General features: G+C 74.0%; 15 protein-coding genes and 2 tRNA genes. 15 read left to right on the top strand and 2 right to left on the bottom strand.

What is annotated here, in order from left to right; translation table 11 throughout:
• Positions 1-104 precede the first annotated feature (104 nt).
• The 6 genes from dnaN to TEK04_RS07955 all read left to right on the top strand — a co-directional run bounded on the left by dnaN (position 105) and on the right by TEK04_RS07955 (position 6,913).
• Positions 105-1,259 carry a DNA polymerase III subunit beta gene (dnaN, locus tag TEK04_RS07930; RefSeq protein WP_336403786.1) on the top strand — a complete coding sequence of 385 codons (1,155 nt, stop codon included), beginning with the start codon at positions 105-107 and terminating at the stop codon, positions 1,257-1,259.
• Positions 1,260-1,275: 16 nt separating this feature from the next.
• Complete coding sequence (gene gnd / locus TEK04_RS07935) at positions 1,276-2,208, top strand: phosphogluconate dehydrogenase (NAD(+)-dependent, decarboxylating) (RefSeq protein WP_336403787.1); 933 nt, start codon at positions 1,276-1,278, stop codon at positions 2,206-2,208.
• Between the two features lie 96 nt (positions 2,209-2,304).
• Positions 2,305-3,540, top strand: coding sequence for a DNA replication/repair protein RecF (recF, locus tag TEK04_RS07940; protein WP_336403788.1), 1,236 nt, complete (start codon positions 2,305-2,307; stop codon positions 3,538-3,540).
• Positions 3,533-4,054: a DciA family protein gene (locus TEK04_RS07945; protein ID WP_336403789.1), complete on the top strand. Its 522-nt coding sequence runs from the start codon at positions 3,533-3,535 to the stop codon at positions 4,052-4,054. The genes recF and TEK04_RS07945 overlap by 8 nt, the downstream gene beginning before the upstream one ends.
• A 37-nt stretch (positions 4,055-4,091) precedes the next feature.
• Complete coding sequence (locus TEK04_RS07950) at positions 4,092-5,132, top strand: hypothetical protein (RefSeq protein WP_336403790.1); 1,041 nt, start codon at positions 4,092-4,094, stop codon at positions 5,130-5,132.
• Positions 5,133-5,140: 8 nt separating this feature from the next.
• The gene (locus tag TEK04_RS07955; protein WP_336403791.1) at positions 5,141-6,913 is read left to right on the top strand and encodes an ABC transporter ATP-binding protein; all 1,773 of its coding nucleotides are present in this window, start codon (positions 5,141-5,143) and stop codon (positions 6,911-6,913) included.
• A 15-nt stretch (positions 6,914-6,928) separates the two neighbouring features.
• Here the strand turns inward: TEK04_RS07955 and TEK04_RS07960 are convergent, their stop codons facing one another.
• Complete coding sequence (locus TEK04_RS07960; RefSeq protein WP_336403792.1) at positions 6,929-7,822, bottom strand: NAD(P)H-binding protein; 894 nt, start codon at positions 7,820-7,822, stop codon at positions 6,929-6,931.
• Positions 7,823-8,114: 292 nt separating this feature from the next.
• On the opposite strand from TEK04_RS07960, the gene gyrB reads away from it, so the two are divergent.
• The 9 genes from gyrB to TEK04_RS08005 all read left to right on the top strand — a co-directional run bounded on the left by gyrB (position 8,115) and on the right by TEK04_RS08005 (position 16,445).
• Positions 8,115-10,148 (top strand): DNA topoisomerase (ATP-hydrolyzing) subunit B, encoded by a 2,034-nt coding sequence (gene gyrB / locus TEK04_RS07965; RefSeq protein WP_336403793.1) that lies wholly within the window; start codon positions 8,115-8,117, stop codon positions 10,146-10,148.
• Positions 10,149-10,293: 145 nt separating this feature from the next.
• Positions 10,294-12,780, top strand: coding sequence for a DNA gyrase subunit A (gene gyrA, locus TEK04_RS07970; protein ID WP_336403794.1), 2,487 nt, complete (start codon positions 10,294-10,296; stop codon positions 12,778-12,780).
• Positions 12,781-13,010: 230 nt separating this feature from the next.
• On the top strand, positions 13,011-13,955 hold the full coding sequence (locus tag TEK04_RS07975) for a DUF3566 domain-containing protein (RefSeq protein WP_336403795.1): 945 nt from the start codon (positions 13,011-13,013) through the stop codon (positions 13,953-13,955).
• 97 nt (positions 13,956-14,052) lie between these two features.
• A tRNA-Ile gene (locus TEK04_RS07980) sits at positions 14,053-14,126 on the top strand.
• 59 nt (positions 14,127-14,185) lie between these two features.
• Entirely contained in the window at positions 14,186-14,320 is a 135-nt protein-coding gene (locus tag TEK04_RS07985) for a DLW-39 family protein (protein WP_336403887.1), read from the top strand.
• A 22-nt stretch (positions 14,321-14,342) separates the two neighbouring features.
• A tRNA-Ala gene (locus TEK04_RS07990) sits at positions 14,343-14,415 on the top strand.
• A gap of 2 nt (positions 14,416-14,417) precedes the next feature.
• Complete coding sequence (locus TEK04_RS07995) at positions 14,418-15,005, top strand: DUF2020 domain-containing protein (RefSeq protein ID WP_336403796.1); 588 nt, start codon at positions 14,418-14,420, stop codon at positions 15,003-15,005.
• Positions 15,006-15,030: 25 nt separating this feature from the next.
• Positions 15,031-15,573 carry a peptidylprolyl isomerase gene (locus TEK04_RS08000; protein WP_336403797.1) on the top strand — a complete coding sequence of 181 codons (543 nt, stop codon included), beginning with the start codon at positions 15,031-15,033 and terminating at the stop codon, positions 15,571-15,573.
• A 47-nt stretch (positions 15,574-15,620) separates the two neighbouring features.
• The gene (locus tag TEK04_RS08005) at positions 15,621-16,445 is read left to right on the top strand and encodes a rhomboid family intramembrane serine protease (RefSeq protein WP_336403798.1); all 825 of its coding nucleotides are present in this window, start codon (positions 15,621-15,623) and stop codon (positions 16,443-16,445) included.
• On the opposite strand, the gene TEK04_RS08010 is transcribed toward TEK04_RS08005, so the two are convergent.
• Positions 16,442-16,840, bottom strand: a complete 399-nt coding sequence (locus tag TEK04_RS08010; protein WP_336403799.1) for a PH domain-containing protein — start codon at positions 16,838-16,840, stop codon at positions 16,442-16,444. The genes TEK04_RS08005 and TEK04_RS08010 overlap by 4 nt on opposite strands.
• Positions 16,841-17,186: the final 346 nt, after the last annotated feature.

Below are 17,186 nucleotides of genomic sequence, written 5' to 3' on the forward strand. Positions count from 1 at the left end.
CGGGCGGTGGCCACAGGGGAGACTGTCGCCCGCAGCGGAGACGCGGCGCAGACGCAGCAGGGACGCAGCACGGACGCAGCAGGGACGCCGGACGACGAGCAGGGGTGGACGACGACATGAAGTTCCGGGTGGCACGCGAGGTGCTCGCCGACGCGGTGGCGTGGACGGCACGCAGCCTGCCGCCGCGGCCGTCGGTCCCCGTCCTGGCCGGGATCCTGCTGGAGGTGCAGGGCAGCGCCCTGTCGGTCTCCGGCTTCGACTACGAGGTCTCCGCCCGCGCCGAGGTCGACGTCAGCTCGACCGAGGACGGTCGCGCGCTGGTGCCCGGCCGGCTGCTCGCCGAGATCACCCGCGCACTCCCCCCGCACCAGGTCGAGGTGACCGCCGAGGGCGCCCGGTTGGCGATCTCCTGCGGCAACGCCAAGTTCTCCCTGCCGACGCTGCCGGTCGAGGACTACCCCTCCCTGCCCTCCATGCCCTCCACGGCCGGCACCGTGGACAGCGACGCGTTCGCCGAGGCGGTCGGTCAGGTGGCGGTGGCCGCCGGCCGCGACGACACGCTGCCGATGCTCACCGGCGTCCGGCTGGAGATCGAGGACGACCGGGTGACCCTGGCCGCCACCGACCGGTACCGGCTCGCCGTCCGCGAGTTCGCCTGGCGCCCGGAGACCTCGGGGCTGTCGGCCGCCGTCCTGGTGCCGGCGCGCACGCTGGCCGACGCCGCGAAGACGCTGACCAGCGGCCCGGAGGTCACCCTCTCGCTGTCCTCGGGCGGGTCGGGCGAGGGCATCCTGGGCCTGTCGGGCAAGGACCGGCAGACCACCACCCGCCTGCTGGACGCCGAGTTCGTCAAGTACCGGGCGATCATGCCGGCCGAGTCCGCCGCGCACGCCCTCCTCCCGGTCGGGCTGTTCACCGACGCCGCCAAGCGGGTAGCCCTGGTCGCCGAGCGCGGCACGCCCCTGCGCTGCGAGTTCACCCCTGGCCAGGTGACGCTGCGGGCCGGGGGCACCGACGACGAGGGGCAGGCCGAGGAGCGCTGCGACGTCGAGTTCGAGGGCGACCCGCTGACCATCGGCTTCAACCCGACGTTCCTGCTCGACGGCCTGGCCGCGGTGCACACCGAGCGTGCCCGCATGGACTTCACCAGCGCGCTGAAGCCCGCCGTACTGTCGCGCTACGAGGAGCCCACCGAGGACGGCGCGGTCCGGCCGGGGAGCTACCGCTACCTGATCATGCCCGTGCGCCTGCCGGGCTGAGACGAGGAGAACCGCTGTGCAGCTGGGTCTGATCGGTCTGGGCAAGATGGGCGGCAACATGCGCGAGCGTGTCCGCCGGGCCGGGCACGAGGTGGTCGGCTACGACCGCTCGCCCGACCTGCAGGACGTCGACAGCCTGGAGTCCCTGGTCGGCGCGCTGACCGCCCCCCGCGTGGTGTGGGTGATGGTGCCGGCCGGTGACCCCACCCGGGAGACCGTCGAGGCACTGGGGAACCTGCTCGAGTCCGGGGACGTCGTGGTCGACGGCGGCAACTCGAAGTTCACCGACGACCAGGTGCACGCCGACCTGCTGGCGACGAAGGGCATCGGGTACGTCGACGCCGGCGTCTCCGGTGGGGTGTGGGGCCTGGAGAACGGCTACGCGCTCATGGTCGGCGGCTCGAAGGAGGACGTCGCCAAGGTCCAGCCGATCTTCGACGCCCTCAAGCCGCCGGTGGACGCGGAGAGCGACTCCCCCGCCGGCCAGGGCGCGGGGTTCGTGCACGCCGGCCCCGTGGGTGCCGGGCACTTCGCCAAGATGGTCCACAACGGCATCGAGTACGGGATGATGCAGGCCTACGGCGAGGGCTACGAGCTGCTGACCGCCGTCGACCTGGTCGAGGACGTCCCCGGCGTCATCGCCTCGTGGACCCAGGGCACCGTCATCCGCTCCTGGCTGCTGGACCTGCTGGTCCGCGCGCTGCAGGAGGACCCGGGTCTGGACGACATCACCGGCTGGGCGTCGGACTCCGGCGAGGGCCGGTGGACCGTCGAGCAGGCCATCGAGCACGCCGTCCCCATGCCGGCGATCTCGGCCTCGCTGTTCGCCCGGTTCGCCTCGCGGCAGGAGGACAGTCCGACCATGAAGGCCGTCGCCGCCCTGCGCAACCAGTTCGGCGGCCACGCCGTCCAGGCCGCCAAGGCCCGCGAGGTCGAGGACCCCGCCTAGCAGCGGAAGGACCCCCTCGCCCCCCACGACTCGCTCCGCTCGCCGCGGAACCCTGCGGGGGGGGGGGGGCGTTCCAGGCGTACGTCCGGAGGTTCGTTGTACGTCAGGCATCTGCAGCTCGGGTCGTTCCGGAGCTGGGAGGCCGTGGACCTGGCGATGACGCCGGGGCCCACGGTCTTCGTCGGCCGCAACGGGCAGGGCAAGACCAACCTGGTCGAGGCGGTCGGCTACCTGGCGACCCTGGGCAGCCACCGGGTGTCCTCCGACGCCCCGCTGGTGCGGCACGGAGCCGAGCAGGCCGTCGTCCGCGCGGCGCTGCGTAAGGATGACCGGGAGCTGCTGGTCGAGGTCGAGATCAACCCCGGGAAGGCCAACCGGGTGCGGGTCAACCGCAGCCCGCTGCCCCGGCCGCGGGAGCTGCTCGGCCTGGTCAAGACGGTGCTGTTCGCCCCCGAGGACCTCGCGCTGGTCCGCGGCGACCCGACCGAGCGGCGCCGGTTCCTCGACGACCTGCTGGTCAGCCGCACCCCGCGGCTGGCCGGCGTCCGGTCGGACTACGAGCGGGTGCTCAAGCAGCGCAACGCCCTGCTGAAGACGGCGAAGCTGGCCCGCGGTGGGGCGATCGCCACCCTCGAGGTGTGGGACGGGCACCTGGCCGACCTCGGCGGGCAGCTGCTCGCGGCCCGGCTGCAGCTGGCCGCCGACCTCGACCCGCACGTCACCGCGGCCTACGAGGGCATCGTGGGCGACGGGGCGGGCGCAGGTGCTGATCGGGCGCGGCTGGGCTACACCAGCACCGTCCCGCTGGCCGGGGACGGGACGGCGTTCCTGCCCGGGCTCGGGGTGCCCAGCACGGCCGAGCTGTCGGCGGCGCTGGCCCGCCGGGTGGAGGAGCGGCGCAAGGAGGAGGTCGACCGCGGGGTGACCCTGGTCGGCCCGCACCGCGACGACCTGGTGCTCCACCTGGGGCCGGCGCCGGCCAAGGGCTACGCCAGCCACGGGGAGTCCTGGTCGTTCGCCCTGGCCCTCAAGCTGGCCTGCTTCGCGCTGCTGCGCGCCGACGGGGAGGAGCCGGTGCTGGTGCTCGACGACGTCTTCGCCGAGCTCGACGCCGGCCGGCGCACCGCCCTGGCCGAGGTCGCCGGCACCGCCGAGCAGTGCCTCATCACCGCCGCGGTCGCCGAGGACGTGCCGGCCGCGCTGCGCGGCACCCGCGTGCAGGTCGCGGCCGGGACGGCGACGGTGCTCCCCTCCCCGGACGCCCCCTCCCCGGACACCCCCGCCGCGATCGCGCTCCCCGGCGACGCGGAGGATGCTGACCCCGATGGCTGAGGACCCCGCCGGGCGGACCCCGGAGCGCCCGGCCCGGCCCAGCGACATCGCCCGCGCCGCGCTGGACGCCGCCCGCGCCGCCTCGGCTGCCCGGCCCCGCCCGACCCGGCGCCGGGTCGCCGGTCCCCGCCGGTCGTGGAGCGGCGCGCACCCCGGCGCCGACGACCCGCAGACCCTCGGCGCGCTGGTGGACTCGCTGGTCAGCGCCGAGGACTGGGGTGAGCGCACGAAGGTGGGCTCGGTGTTCGGCCGCTGGGACGCCCTGGTCGGCGCCGACATCGCCGCTCACTGCGCGCCGCAGTCGTTGAGCGAGGGCGAGCTGACCGTGGTGGCCGAGTCCACCGCCTGGGCCACCCAGCTGCGGATGATGGCCCCGACGATCCTCGGCAAGCTGCACGCCCAGGTCGGCGGGGACGTCGTGACCCGCTTGCGCGTTGTCGGTCCGACAGCACCCAGCTGGAAGAAGGGGCCCCGGACGGTTCGCGGCCGGGGTCCACGGGACACCTACGGCTGACCGGCCCGACGACGACCCCCGAGGAGAGCGAGCACCGATGAGCACCCCCCGCAACGGCGACGGCTTCGACGACCGTCCGGAGGACCAGCGCGGGTGGACCGAGCCCACCCACCTCGGCGGCCCCGGCCACCAGGGTCCCGGCTTCGGCCACCAGGGTCCCGGTGAGGGGTCGAGCGCGGGGCAACAGGGCGAGGACGCCGGTCGCGGCTGGGAGCCGCCGGGCTGGTCGCTGCCCGACGCCGCCCCCGACCGCCCCGCCCAGCAGGGCCCCGCCCAGCAGGACCCGGCCGGTCGGCGGCCCGAGCCCGAGTGGGAGGCGACGCCGCCCCCGCAGCAGCCGTGGGACGCCCCCGCCGAGCGCCAGCCGTGGGACCCGCCCGCGGAGCAGGCGCCGCAGAAGGAGCCGCAGGAGGAGCGCCGCGGCGGGCTGCTCGGCGGCTTGTTCGGCGGCGGTCGCGCCCGCGCACCCCGCGAACCGGGTGCCGTCGAGCAGGTGTTCACCCCCAAGGGCGGCCCGGTGGGTCCCGGAGACCTGGCCGCCTGGGGCCAGGCCTTCGGCTGGACGGCGTCCGACGGCACCGGGCCGCAGGACGCCCCGCTCGTCGAGCTCACCCGCTCGGCCCCGGTGCGCCCGGCGAAGAGCGAGGTGCCCAGCAACGTCCTGCGCGGCCGGGCCGACGGCCTGGACCTCGTCGCCTTCGACATCGTCTCGCCCTACGGTCGCGGCTGGGTGGCCACCCACGCGGTCAACGCCGCGCCGGTGCTCGGCTCGGTGCCGGCGTTCCGGTTGAGCCCGGCCCGGCTGTGGCGGCACGGCACGGGCGGGATGCTGCAGATCCCCAGCGGCGACCCCGAGTTCGACACCCGCTGGGTGATGCTGGCCGCCGAGGACGGCCCGCAGGTGCGGCGGCTGGTCGAGGACCCGGTGGTGCGCCAGCTGCTGCTGGGCTCCGACGACGGCGACGAGCTCTGGTCGGCGGTGGGCTTCGTCGCGGCGGTCCGGCCCGGCGGCAACCGGCCCCAGCTGGTCGAGCACCACGCCCGCATCCTCGCCGCGGTCGTCGCGGCGGTGGCCTGAGCAGCCCCGTGCCCCCCGATCCGGGCGCCGCGCGGCTGCCCGCGTCGGGGCTGCGGGAGCTGTGGCCGCTGCTCGCCCCGCACCGCCGAGCACTGGTCGCGGCCGCCGTCCTGTCGCTGGTGTCCTCGGCCGCCGCCCTCGCCCAGCCGCTGCTGGTGTCCCGGGTGGTCGACGCGGTCGGTGCCGGGCGGCCGCTGCTGCCCGTCGTCGCCGTCCTCGTGGTGGTGCTCGTGGCCGCGGCCGTGCTCGGGGCGGGCCAGCAGTACCTGCTGCAGCGCACCGCCGAGGGGGTGGTGCTGACCACCCGGCGCACGCTGGCCGACCGGCTGCTCCGGTTGCCGGTGACCGAGTACGACCGCCGGCGCACCGGGGACCTGATGAGCCGGGTGGGTGCCGACACCACCCTGCTGCGCGCCACGGTCACCAGCGGCGTGGTCGAGGTCGGCGGCGCCCTCGTCGTCGGGGTCGGTGCGCTGGTGGCGATGGCGCTGGTCGACGGCGTCCTGCTGCTGGTGACCGTGGGGTCGGTGAGCGTCGGCGTCGTCGTGGCCGTCGCCGCGGCCCGCCGGGTGCGCCGGCTCTCCCGGCAGGCGCAGGAGCAGGTCGGGGCGATGAGCGCGGCGGTGGAGCGGGCACTGTCGGCGGTGCGCACCATCCGGGCCAGCGGCGCCACCGCGCGGGAGGTCGACACCGTCGGGCAGTCCGCGCAGCGCGCCTGGGTGGCCGGGGTCGCGGTCGCCCGGCTGCAGGCCCTGGTCTCCCCGGCCAGCTCGATCGCCGTCCAGGGCGCGTTCCTCGCGGTGCTGGGGCTGGGTGGCTACCGGGTGGCCACCGGCGCGATGGACGTCGCGGAGCTCATCGCGTTCATCCTCTACCTGTTCCTGCTGGTCATGCCGCTGGGCCAGGTCATCCGGGCCTACACCGAGCTGCAGACCGGGCTGGGCGCGCTGGCCCGGGTGCAGGAGGTGCTGGCCCTGGACCCCGAGGACGACGACCACCCGCAGCGGCCCGGGACCACGACCACCCCGCGCGTGCCGCCGGCCGGGGACCCCACCCCGCTGCTGGAGCTGCGCGACGTCGACTTCGACTACCCCGACGGCACCCGGGTGCTGCACGGGGTCTCCTTCACCGTCCCCGCAGGCACCCGCACCGCGCTGGTCGGGCCCTCGGGTGCCGGCAAGTCCACGCTGCTGGCGCTGGTCGAGGGCTTCTACCCGCTCAGCGGCGGGTCGGTGCACTGGGCGGGCACCGACGTGCGCGAGCTGCCGAGGGCGTCCCTGCGGGCCCGCATGGGCTACGTCGAGCAGGAGGCCCCGGTGCTGGCCGGCACGGTGCGGGAGAACCTGCTGCTGGCCGCCCCGCAGACCCCCGAACCCGAGCTGTGGCGGGTGCTGGACGACGTCGGGCTGACCCCGGTGGTGGCCCGCTCCGAGCTGGGGCTGGACGTGCTGGTCGGTGACGACGGGGTGCTGCTGTCGGGCGGGGAGCGCCAGCGGCTGGCCATCGCCCGGTCGCTGCTGGCCCGGCCGGCGCTGCTGCTGCTCGACGAGCCCACCGCCAGCCTCGACGCCCGCAACGAGACGCTGCTGCGGCGGACGCTGGAGGCCGCGGCGCAGGACCGGGCGCTGCTGGTGGTGGCCCACCGGTTGTCCACGGTGCGCGACTCCGACCAGATCGTGGTGCTCGACGGCGGCCGGGTGGTGGCCACGGGCACGCACGACGAGCTGGTCGACACCGACCCGCTCTACCGCGAGCTGGCCAGCGCCCAGCTGCTGGTCTGAGACCGGGCGGCCCGCTCAGCCGGCGAGGGCCTCGCGGACGGCGTCGTCGAAGCCCAGCCGCGGTGGCGAACCGAGCAGCGAGGCGAGGTCGTCCTCCCCGGCCACCACCGTGTTGGCCAGGGACTCGACCAGCGCCCGGGCCAGGTCCACGGGCACCGGGGTGACCAGCGCGGCGCCGACCGCGGCCAGCGCCGGCACGTGCAGCGGCACCGGGACCAACCACCGCCGGCCCAGTCCGGCCACCGCCGCGTAGCGCTGCACCAGCTCGCCGTAGGTCAGCACGTCGGGCCCGGCCACGTCGAAGGCCCGGTTCATCCCGGCGGGCAGCCCGGCGCACCCGACGAGGGCGGTGACGACGTCGCGCAGCGCCACCGGCTGCACCCGGGTGCGCACCCAGGCGGGCGCGGGCAGGACGGGCAACCGGGCGGTGTGCCGCAGCATCTCGAAGCTGGCCGAGCCCGGCCCGACCACCATGGCCGCGCGCAGCACCGCGGTCGGCACGCCCGAGGCCAGCAGCAGCGCGGCGACCTCCTCGCGCGAGCGCAGGTGGGCCGACAGCCGTTCCCCGGCCGGCCGCGGTCCGCCCAGGTAGACCAGCCGGCCCACCCCGGCCCGGCGGGCGGCGCGGGCCAGGCCCCGGGCGGTGGCCCGGTCGGCGGCGGCGAACCCGGGTCCGGTGTCCAGGGCGTGCACCAGCCAGTACGCGACGTCGACGCCGGCGCACGCCGCGGCCAGCACGCCGTCGTCCGCGGCGTCCCCGACCACCACCTCGACGTCGGGCAGCCACGGCCGCCCGGCCAGCCGGGCCCGGTCCCGGGTGAGGACGACGACGGCGTGGCCGGCGGCCAGCAGCGCCGGGACGAGGGCGCCGCCGATGTGGCCGGAGGCGCCGGTGACCAGGGTGCGCACGCGGCCAGTGTCGACGCCCGCCCGGCGACTCGCGCCCCGGCCGGTGCCCTCGACCACCCCACGGGGCCGAGGAACCGTCTTTCGTCGGCTGGGGCAACACCGGTGGTGGTCGAGCTCCTCCTGGTGCGGCAGGGGTGACGTCAGGGCGTGGACGGCACCGTTCTGTCACAGGGACCCGGTACGATCGAGGGGACGTACCGCCAGCAGCCCGCTGAGCGCCGTCCTGAGCCCTCAGCCTCCCCGGTGGCGTGCTCGGGGCCGGCCGGCGGCCTCGCGAAGAGAAGGGCCCCACGTGGCTGGATCCAAGCCTGCCGACCAGAACGCCTACTCCGGCAGCTCCATCACCGTCCTCGAGGGTCTGGAGGCGGTGCGCAAGCGCCCGGGCATGTACATCGGCTCGACCGGCGAGCGCGGCCTGCACCACATGGTGTGGGAGGTCGTGGACAACGCCGTCGACGAGTCGCTGGCCGGGTTCTGCGACACCGTGCGGGTCACCCTGCTCGACGACGGCGGCGTGCGCGTCGAGGACAACGGCCGCGGCATCCCGGTCGACGAGCACCCGGTGCAGAAGCGCCCGACGGTCGAGGTCGTGCTCACGATCCTGCACGCGGGCGGCAAGTTCGACGGCAAGAGCTACGGCGTCTCCGGCGGTCTGCACGGCGTCGGCGTCACCGTCGTCAACGCGCTGTCCACCCACCTCGACGTCGAGATCTGGCGCGACGGGGTCGAGTACGCCCAGCACTACGCCGAGACGGTGCCCGGCGAGCTGCGCACCATCGGGAAGACCGCCAAGCAGGGCACCGCGATCACCTTCTGGGCCGACCCGTCGATCTTCGAGACCACGGTCTACAACTACGAGACGATCCGCCGCCGCCTGCAGGAGATGGCCTTCCTCAACAAGGGCCTGACCATCGTCCTGCGCGACGAGCGCCGCAGCACCGCGGTCGCCGAGGCGGCGGCCGACGAGGTGCTCACGCTCGAGGCCGAGCCGGTCGAGGTCGCCGAGAAGCCGTTCGAGGCCACCGAGGTCACCTACCGCTACGACGGCGGCCTGTCCGACTACGTGAAGCACGTCAACGCGAAGAAGGACCCGATCCACAAGACGGTCATCGCCTTCGCCGCCGACGGCACCGGCAAGAACGACACCGCGATGAGCCTCGAGGTCGCGATGCAGTGGTCGAGCGCCTACTCCGAGTCGGTGCACACCTTCGCGAACATCATCAACACCCACGAGGGCGGCACGCACGAGGAGGGCTTCCGCGCGGCGCTCACCTCGATCGTGAACAAGTACGCGGTGGACAAGAAGATCCTCAAGGACAAGCCCGAGGACAAGCTCTCCGGGGAGGACATCCGCGAGGGCCTGGCCGCCATCGTCTCGGTCAAGCTGGGCGACCCCCAGTTCGAGGGCCAGACCAAGACCAAGCTCGGCAACACCGAGGTCAAGGGCTTCGTGCAGCGGGTCTGCAACGAGCAGATCGGCCACTGGTTCGAGTCCAACCCGACCGACGCCAAACAGATCATCACCAAGGCGGCCTCGGCCGCCCGCGCCCGCCGGGCCGCGCAGGACGCCCGCAAGCTGGCCCGCAAGAGCCTGCTCACCGTCTCGGGCCTGCCGGGCAAGCTGAGCGACTGCCGCTCGACCGACCCGGCCCGCAGCGAGGTCTACATCGTCGAGGGCGACTCGGCCGGCGGGTCGGCCAAGAGCGGCCGCGACTCGATGTTCCAGGCGATCCTGCCCATCCGCGGCAAGATCATCAACGTCGAGAAGGCGCGCATCGACCGGGTGCTGAAGAACACCGAGGTCCAGTCGATGATCACGGCGTTCGGCACCGGCATCCACGACGAGTTCGACATCGCCAAGCTGCGGTACCACAAGATCGTGCTCATGGCCGACGCCGACGTCGACGGCCAGCACATCTCCACGCTGCTGCTGACCCTGCTGTTCCGCTTCATGCGACCGCTGGTCGAGGGGCAGTACGTCTACCTCGCCAAGCCCCCGCTGTACAAGATCAAGTGGGGCGGCAAGATGGGTGACGAGTACGCCTACTCCGACCGCGAGCGCGACGCCCTGGTCAAGGCCGGCGTCGAGGCCGGCCGCAAGGTCAAGGACGAGATGATCCAGCGCTACAAGGGTCTGGGCGAGATGAACGCCGGGGAGCTGTGGGAGACCACGATGAACCCCGAGACCCGCATCCTGCGCCAGGTGACGCTGGAGGACGCCGCGGCCGCCGACGAGGTCTTCAGCGTCCTCATGGGCGAGGACGTCGAGGCCCGCCGGTCCTTCATCACCCGCAACGCGAAGGACGTCCGCTTCCTCGACGTCTGAGGCGGGCCGAGCCGGGCCCGATCGGGCCCGGCTCATCCGGCCGGCCACCTCGGGGACACCAGGTAGCCATCCGGACGTCGCCCAAACCCCTTGTCGACCTGGACTTTTGTCCACCGCTGTGCACTGACCTGTGGAGAACTGAACCGTGACCGAGCCCATGAGCACCGACCGCATCGAGATGGTCGACCTCCAGCAGGAGATGCAGCGCAGCTACATCGACTACGCGATGAGCGTGATCGTGGGCCGGGCCCTGCCCGAGGTGCGCGACGGCCTCAAGCCGGTGCACCGCCGGGTGCTGTTCGCCATGTACGACCAGAACTTCCGCCCCGACCGCGGCTACGTGAAGTGCGCCCGCCCGGTCGCGGAGGTCATGGGCAACTACCACCCCCACGGCGACACCGCGATCTACGACGCCCTGGTCCGGCTGGCCCAGCCCTGGTCCATGCGCTACCCGCTCATCGACGGCCAGGGCAACTTCGGCTCCCCGGGCAACGACCCTGCGGCGGCCATGCGCTACACCGAGTGCCGGCTCACGCCGCTGGCCATGGAGATGCTGGCCGGGATCAACGAGGAGACCGTCGACTACCAGGGCAACTACGACGGCCGCACCGAGGAGCCCGTCGTCCTGCCCTCGCGGGTGCCCAACCTGCTCATCAACGGCTCGGCCGGCATCGCGGTCGGCATGGCCACCAACATGCCGCCGCACAACCTGCGCGAGGTGGCCGAGGCCGTCTACTGGATGCTCGACCACCCCGAGGCCGCCGCCGAGGAGGCGCTGGCCGCGTGCATGGAGCGGATCAAGGGCCCCGACTTCCCCACCCACGGCCTCATCGTCGGCCGCGACGGCATCGAGGACGCCTACCGCACCGGCCGCGGCTCGGTGCGCATGCGGGCGGTGGTCAACGTGGAGGAGGACTCCCGCGGCCGCGTGCAGCTCGTCGTCACCGAGCTGCCCTACCAGGTCAACCCGGACAACCTGGCCGAGAACATCGCCGAGCAGGTCAAGGACGGCCGGCTGCAGGGCATCTCCGAGATCGCCGACGAGTCCTCCGACCGCGTCGGCCGCCGGCTGGTCATCACCCTGCGCCGCGACGCCGTGGCCAAGGTGGTGCTCAACAACCTGTACAAGCACACCCAGCTGCAGACCTCCTTCGGCTGCAACATGCTCTCCATCGTCGACGGCGTGCCCCGCACGCTGCGGCTGGACGAGCTGGTCCGGTACTGGGTCATCCACCAGGTCGAGGTCATCCAGCGGCGCACCCGCTACCGGCTGCGCAAGGCCGAGGAGCGCGCGCACATCCTGCGTGGCTACGCCAAGGCCCTCGACCAGCTCGACGCCGTCATCGCCCTCATCCGGGCGAGCGCGTCGGCCGACGCCGCCCGCACCGGCCTCATGGAGCTGCTGGAGGTCGACGAGGTCCAGGCGCTGGCCATCCTGGACCTGCAGCTGCGCCGGCTGGCCGCGCTCGAGCGCCAGCGCATCCTCGACGAGCTGGCCGAGATCGAGGCCACCATCGCCGACCTGCAGGCGATCCTGGAGTCCCCCGAGCGGCAGCGGCAGATCGTCCGCGACGAGCTGCGCGAGATCGTCGACAAGTACGGCGACGACCGGCGCACCCAGTTCGTCGCCCACGACGGCGACGTGTCCATGGAGGACCTCATCGCCGAGGAGCAGGTGGTCGTCACGATCACCCGCACCGGGTACGCCAAGCGCACCAAGGCCGACCTCTACCGCTCCCAGCGACGCGGCGGCAAGGGCGTCATGGGGGCCACCCTCAAGCAGGACGACCTCATCCAGCAGTTCTTCGTGGGCTCCACCCACGACTGGATCCTGTTCTTCACCAACAAGGGCCGGGTCTACCGGGCCAAGGCCTACGAGCTGCCCGAGGCGGCGCGCACCGCCCGCGGCGCGCACGTGGCCAACATCCTGGCGTTCCAGCCCGACGAGAAGATCGCCCAGGTCATCCAGATCAAGGACTACGGGGTCGCCCCGTACCTGGTGCTGGCCACCGCCGGCGGCCAGGTGAAGAAGACCCGGCTGGCCGACTTCGACTCCCCGCGCAGCGGCGGGGTCATCGCGATCAACCTGCGCGAGGGCGACGAGCTGGTCGGCGCCGCGCTCATCGACCCCGAGCAGAACCTGCTGCTGGTCACCCGCCGGGCGATGAGCATCTGCTTCAAGGCCGACGACGCCCAGCTGCGGCCGATGGGCCGGGCGACCGAGGGCGTGCGGGGCATCTCGCTGGCCGACGACGACCGCCTGCTGTCGATGATCGTGGTCACCGAGGGCGTCGACGTCCTGGTGGCCACCGAGGGCGGCTACGCCAAGCGCACCGGCATCGAGAACTACCCCGAGCAGAACCGCGGCGGCAAGGGCGTGCTCACCGCCGACCCCAAGTCCCGCAAGGGCGCGCTGGTCGGGGCGCTGTCGGTGGTGCTGGGCGACGAGCTCTACGCCATCACCTCCTCGGGCGGCGTCATCCGCACCCCGGTCAACGGCGTCCGGCACAACAAGGACCGCGCGACGATGGGCGTCAAGCTGATGAACCTGCCCGAGGACGTCTCCATCGTGGCCATCGCGCGCACGACCGACAACGACGAGCCGACGGACGACGGCCAGCAGACCCTCTGACCCGGCAAGCCGCACACCTTGCCTGTTGGCGGGTGTGCGGCGTGCCGGTCGGGCAGCCGGCGGCTGCGGGTGGCCCTGGCGCCTAGGCTGGGGCAGATGCCGACCCCCGCACGTACCAGCCGGTGCGCGCCGGGACCGGCGGATCGACGACCGATGTGCGGACGTCGCCCTCCCCGGGCGGCGCCGGGCGCGACGGGGGCGACACGATCGCCCCTGGGACGGAGAGCGGCATGAGCGACCGGACGCAGGGCTCGGTGCGGACCGAGGACGGGTCGTCGGACGAGGACCCCCAGACCGCCGCGATCCCGTCCGAGGAGCCCGCGGCCGGCAAGCCCGCGGCCCAGCCCTCCGCCGCGTCCGGCAGCAAGCCCGCGACCGCCCCGGGGTGGGGTGGTGCCACCCCGGCCGGCTCCCGCCAGGCCGCCCCCAAGCAGTCGGGCAATCCGCAGCCGGCCCAGAAGCAGGCCACGCCCCAGCAGCCGGCCGCCAAGCAGGCCGCGCCGAAGCAGGGTGCGCCGAAGCAGGCCCCGACCAAGCAGGCCCCGACCAAGCAGCCCACCGGGCAGGCGGCGCCCCAGCAGGTCCCCCCGGCCCAGCCCGCGCCCGCCGGGGGCGCCCGCCCCGCGAGCGCACCGGCCGGCTCGCGCTCGGCCAACCGCGACGCCGCCGGCGCCCCGCGCCAGCCCGGTTCCCGGCCACCGGCCGCCGTCCGGCCCGGTGAGGCCCCGACCCGCACCACGGCCGCCGAGGGCGAGCGGTCCGGGGAGCGGTCCGGCGGGCGCGGCGTCCGGGCCCCCGGGGGCGGCAAGGGCCCGCGGCGGGCTCGGCTGCAGCTGCGGCACGTCGACACCTGGTCGGCGCTGAAGATCTCGCTGGTGCTGGCCATCGCGCTGTTCTTCGTGTGGATGGTCGCCGTCGGCGTGCTGTACGGCGTGCTCAACGGGTTGGGCGTGTTCACCACCCTCAACGACCTCATCGGGCAACTCGGTTCCTCGGCCAGCGGCAGCGGGGGCGGGGAGGTCATCACCCCCGGCATCGTGTTCGGCGGGGCCGCGGTCATCGGCGCGGTGAACATCGTGCTGTTCACCGCGCTGTGCACCGTGGGCACCTTCGTCTACAACCTGTGCGCCGACCTCGTCGGCGGTCTCGAGGTCACCCTGTCCGAACGGGACTGACGGAAGGACCACGTCGCCCCCCACGACGCGCTCCGCACGCCGCGGGACCCTGCGACGCGGCCGTCCCAGGCGGTCGAGTATGCTTTCCGAGGTTCACGGGCCTGTAGCTCAGACGGTTAGAGCGCATCCCTGATAAGGATGAGGCCGGAGGTTCAAGTCCTCCCAGGCCCACCGTGCACGTCCTGCTCCACCCACGCACCGCCACCGCGAGGAGGTCGGCACCCGTGCTGATGAAGGTCGCCGCCGCGGCAGTCGCCGCCGGAGCACTGCTGGCCCTGCGCAAGCGCGCGGCGGCCAGGGGCGACGACGACCTGTGGGCCGAGGCCACCCGGGGCCCCGACGCCGTCCGCACCACCCAGCGCTGACCCGCGACGCACCACCCCCCTCGGGGACGTAGCTCAATTGGTAGAGCACCGCCTTTGCAAGGCGGGGGTCAGGGGTTCGATTCCCCTCGTCTCCACGATGTCGCGCCGAACCGCCCTGCTGCCGACCCTCGCGCCGGTGCTGGCCCTGGTGCTGGCCGCGTGCGGCGGCCCCGGTGACGACTCCCCGGCCGGCACCGCACCGGCCACCCCGGCGGCCACCGCCTCGCCGCCCGACGCCGCGTCCCCGACCGGCGCCGCGCCCAGCAGCCCGCCGCCGGCCACCACCCCGGTCGAGCCGGTGACCACCGAGCAGGACTGCCCCTACCTGGACACCGCCTTCGTCCAGGACACGGTGGGCCAGCAGACCCCCACGGTCACCACCACCGGCGTGCCGGGTGGGCCACCCCCGGGGTGCACCTTCGCCAAGCCGAACGGCGAGGCGGCCCTGACGGTGGAGATCACCCAGGCCGCCGACGCCGTGTCCGCGCGCACCGCCGCCGTCGAGCGGGTCGCGGCCATCGGCGGCACCGCGGTGGACGACATCGGCGACGGCGGTGGCGTCGCGGTCGGCCAACCCACCGTGCTGGCGGTGGCCGACGGCTTGCTCGTCGTCGTGGTGACCATCAACCAGCAGTCCAGCCTGCAGGCCCGCGAGATCGCGCAGGCCGTGGTCGGGGCGGTCTGAGCAGCACATCGGCCCAGGTGGGACGATGGAGCGCGTGACCGAATCGACTCCTGCGCGGCGCGCAGTCCTGCACACCAACCACGGCGACATCACCGTGGACCTGTTCCCGGACCACGCCCCCAAGACCGTCGCCAACTTCGCCGAGCTCGCCGAGGGCAGCCGGGAGTGGGTGGACCCCCGCACCCGGGCCAAGACCACCGACAAGCTCTACGACGGCACGATCTTCCACCGGGTCATCGACGGCTTCATGATCCAGGGCGGGGACCCGCTGGGCCAGGGCACCGGCGGCCCCGGCTACCGCTTCGGCGACGAGTTCCACCCCGACCTGCAGTTCTCCAAGCCCTACCTGCTGGCCATGGCCAACGCCGGGCCGGGCACCAACGGTTCGCAGTTCTTCATCACCGTCACCAACACCCCGCACCTGAACAACAAGCACACCATCTTCGGCGAGGTCGCCGACGACGCCTCCCGCCAGGTCGTCGACACCATCGCCACGGTCCCCACCGCCCGCGGGGACAAGCCCCTCGAGGACGTGGTCATCACCTCGGTCGAGGTGCAGCGCAGCTGAGCACGCCCGACCTGCCCGGGGGTGCGGGCGAGCCGCCCGCACCCCCGGTGCCCACCTGCTACCGGCACCCCGACCGGCCCACTCGCATCTCCTGCGTCCGCTGCGGCCGGTCGATCTGCCCCGAGTGCATGCACCCCGCCGCGGTGGGCTTCCACTGCCCCGAGGAGGTCGCCGAGGCACGGCGCACCGTGCGCGCCCCCAAGCGCAGCACCGGCGTGCGCGTCGCCGGCCGCCGGTGGGGCGTGGTCACGCTCGTCCTCATCGCGGTCAACGTCGCCGTCGCCGTCGCCACCGCGGCCTCGACGCTGCTGTCGGGGGGCAACCCCGTCAACTCCTTCGCCTCCCCGCTGACCAGCGAGCTGCTCACCGCGCCGGTGCTGGTCGACCAGGGCGAGTGGTGGCGCGTGGTCACCAGCGCCTTCACCCACGCCAGCGTGGTCCACCTCGCGCTCAACATGGTGGCCCTGCTGCTGTTCGGCTCCGAGCTCGAACGCACCCTCGGCAAGGGCCGCTACCTGACGGTCTACCTGGTGTCTGCCCTGGGCGGCGCGGCGTCGCTGCAGCTGTTCGGTGCCTACGCCGGCGGCGTGGTGGGGGCGTCGGGGGCCATCTACGGCCTGCTCGGTGCCCTCGGCGTCGTCCTGGTCGCCCGCAAGCAGGACCTGCGCGGCCTGCTCACCCTCCTGGCCATCAACCTGGCCATCAGCCTGCTGCCCGGCGTCTCCCTGCTGGGCCACCTGGGTGGGCTGGTCGCCGGCGCGGTGACGGCGGCGGTCCTGCTGTGGGCCCGGCGCCACACCGCGCTCGCCGTGGCCGGGGTGGCCGCCGTCGTCGTCGTCCTGCTCCTGCTGACCTTCGGCGGGATCCGCTAGAACGGTCGGTGCCCGAGCAGCTGGGCACCGACCTGCTCGGGCTCGGCACCCAGGTCGCGCCGGCCGAGCACGAGGAGCACGGCGTCGTCGGCCTCGTCCTCCAGCTCCAGCGACGTGCTGCGCACCCCCAGCCGCCGCGACGTGCGCACCCGGGCCCGCAGCCGGGCCCGCGGGATGACCACACCCCCGCGGGCCGTGCGGACGACGACCGACTCGTCGTCGGCCCGCAGCCGGGGCCGCAGTACGAGGTCGCGCAGCACCACGCCGACCAGCAGCAGCACCGCCGCCCCCACGAGCAGGCGACCGGGCAGGTCCAGCAGCACCAGCACCGCCGCCAGCGCGACGGCGGCGACCCCGGCGAGAGCGGTCTCGAGGGGGCGGGTCGACCACTGCACGGTCCCCATCCTCCCCGGTTGTCCACAGGCCCACCCGGGCGGACCACGACGCGCCGTCCGACCTCGCCTTTCGCGCTCTGCGCCACGGCCCGGACACGCCTGGTGACCGCCCGCGGGACGGGGTCGTCACGGCCCCGAGTCGACTCGTCCACACCTGTGTGCACAGGTGGGGACAGAAGAACAGGGATGTAACTACGTGCGTGGCCCCGGCGTCCCACTGGTCACATCGTAGGTGTCCGTGCAGGTCAGGCGCGTGCGCCGGGGAGCGGGCCCTCCACACCCCGTGGACAAACCTGGGGGTGGTCGCGTCGGCGCGTTGTGGATCAGGTGACCGGCCTGTGCACAC

Origin of the sequence: Klenkia sesuvii (assembly GCF_037083825.1) — a bacterium.
Classification (GTDB): Bacteria; Actinomycetota; Actinomycetes; order Mycobacteriales; family Geodermatophilaceae; genus Klenkia; species Klenkia sesuvii.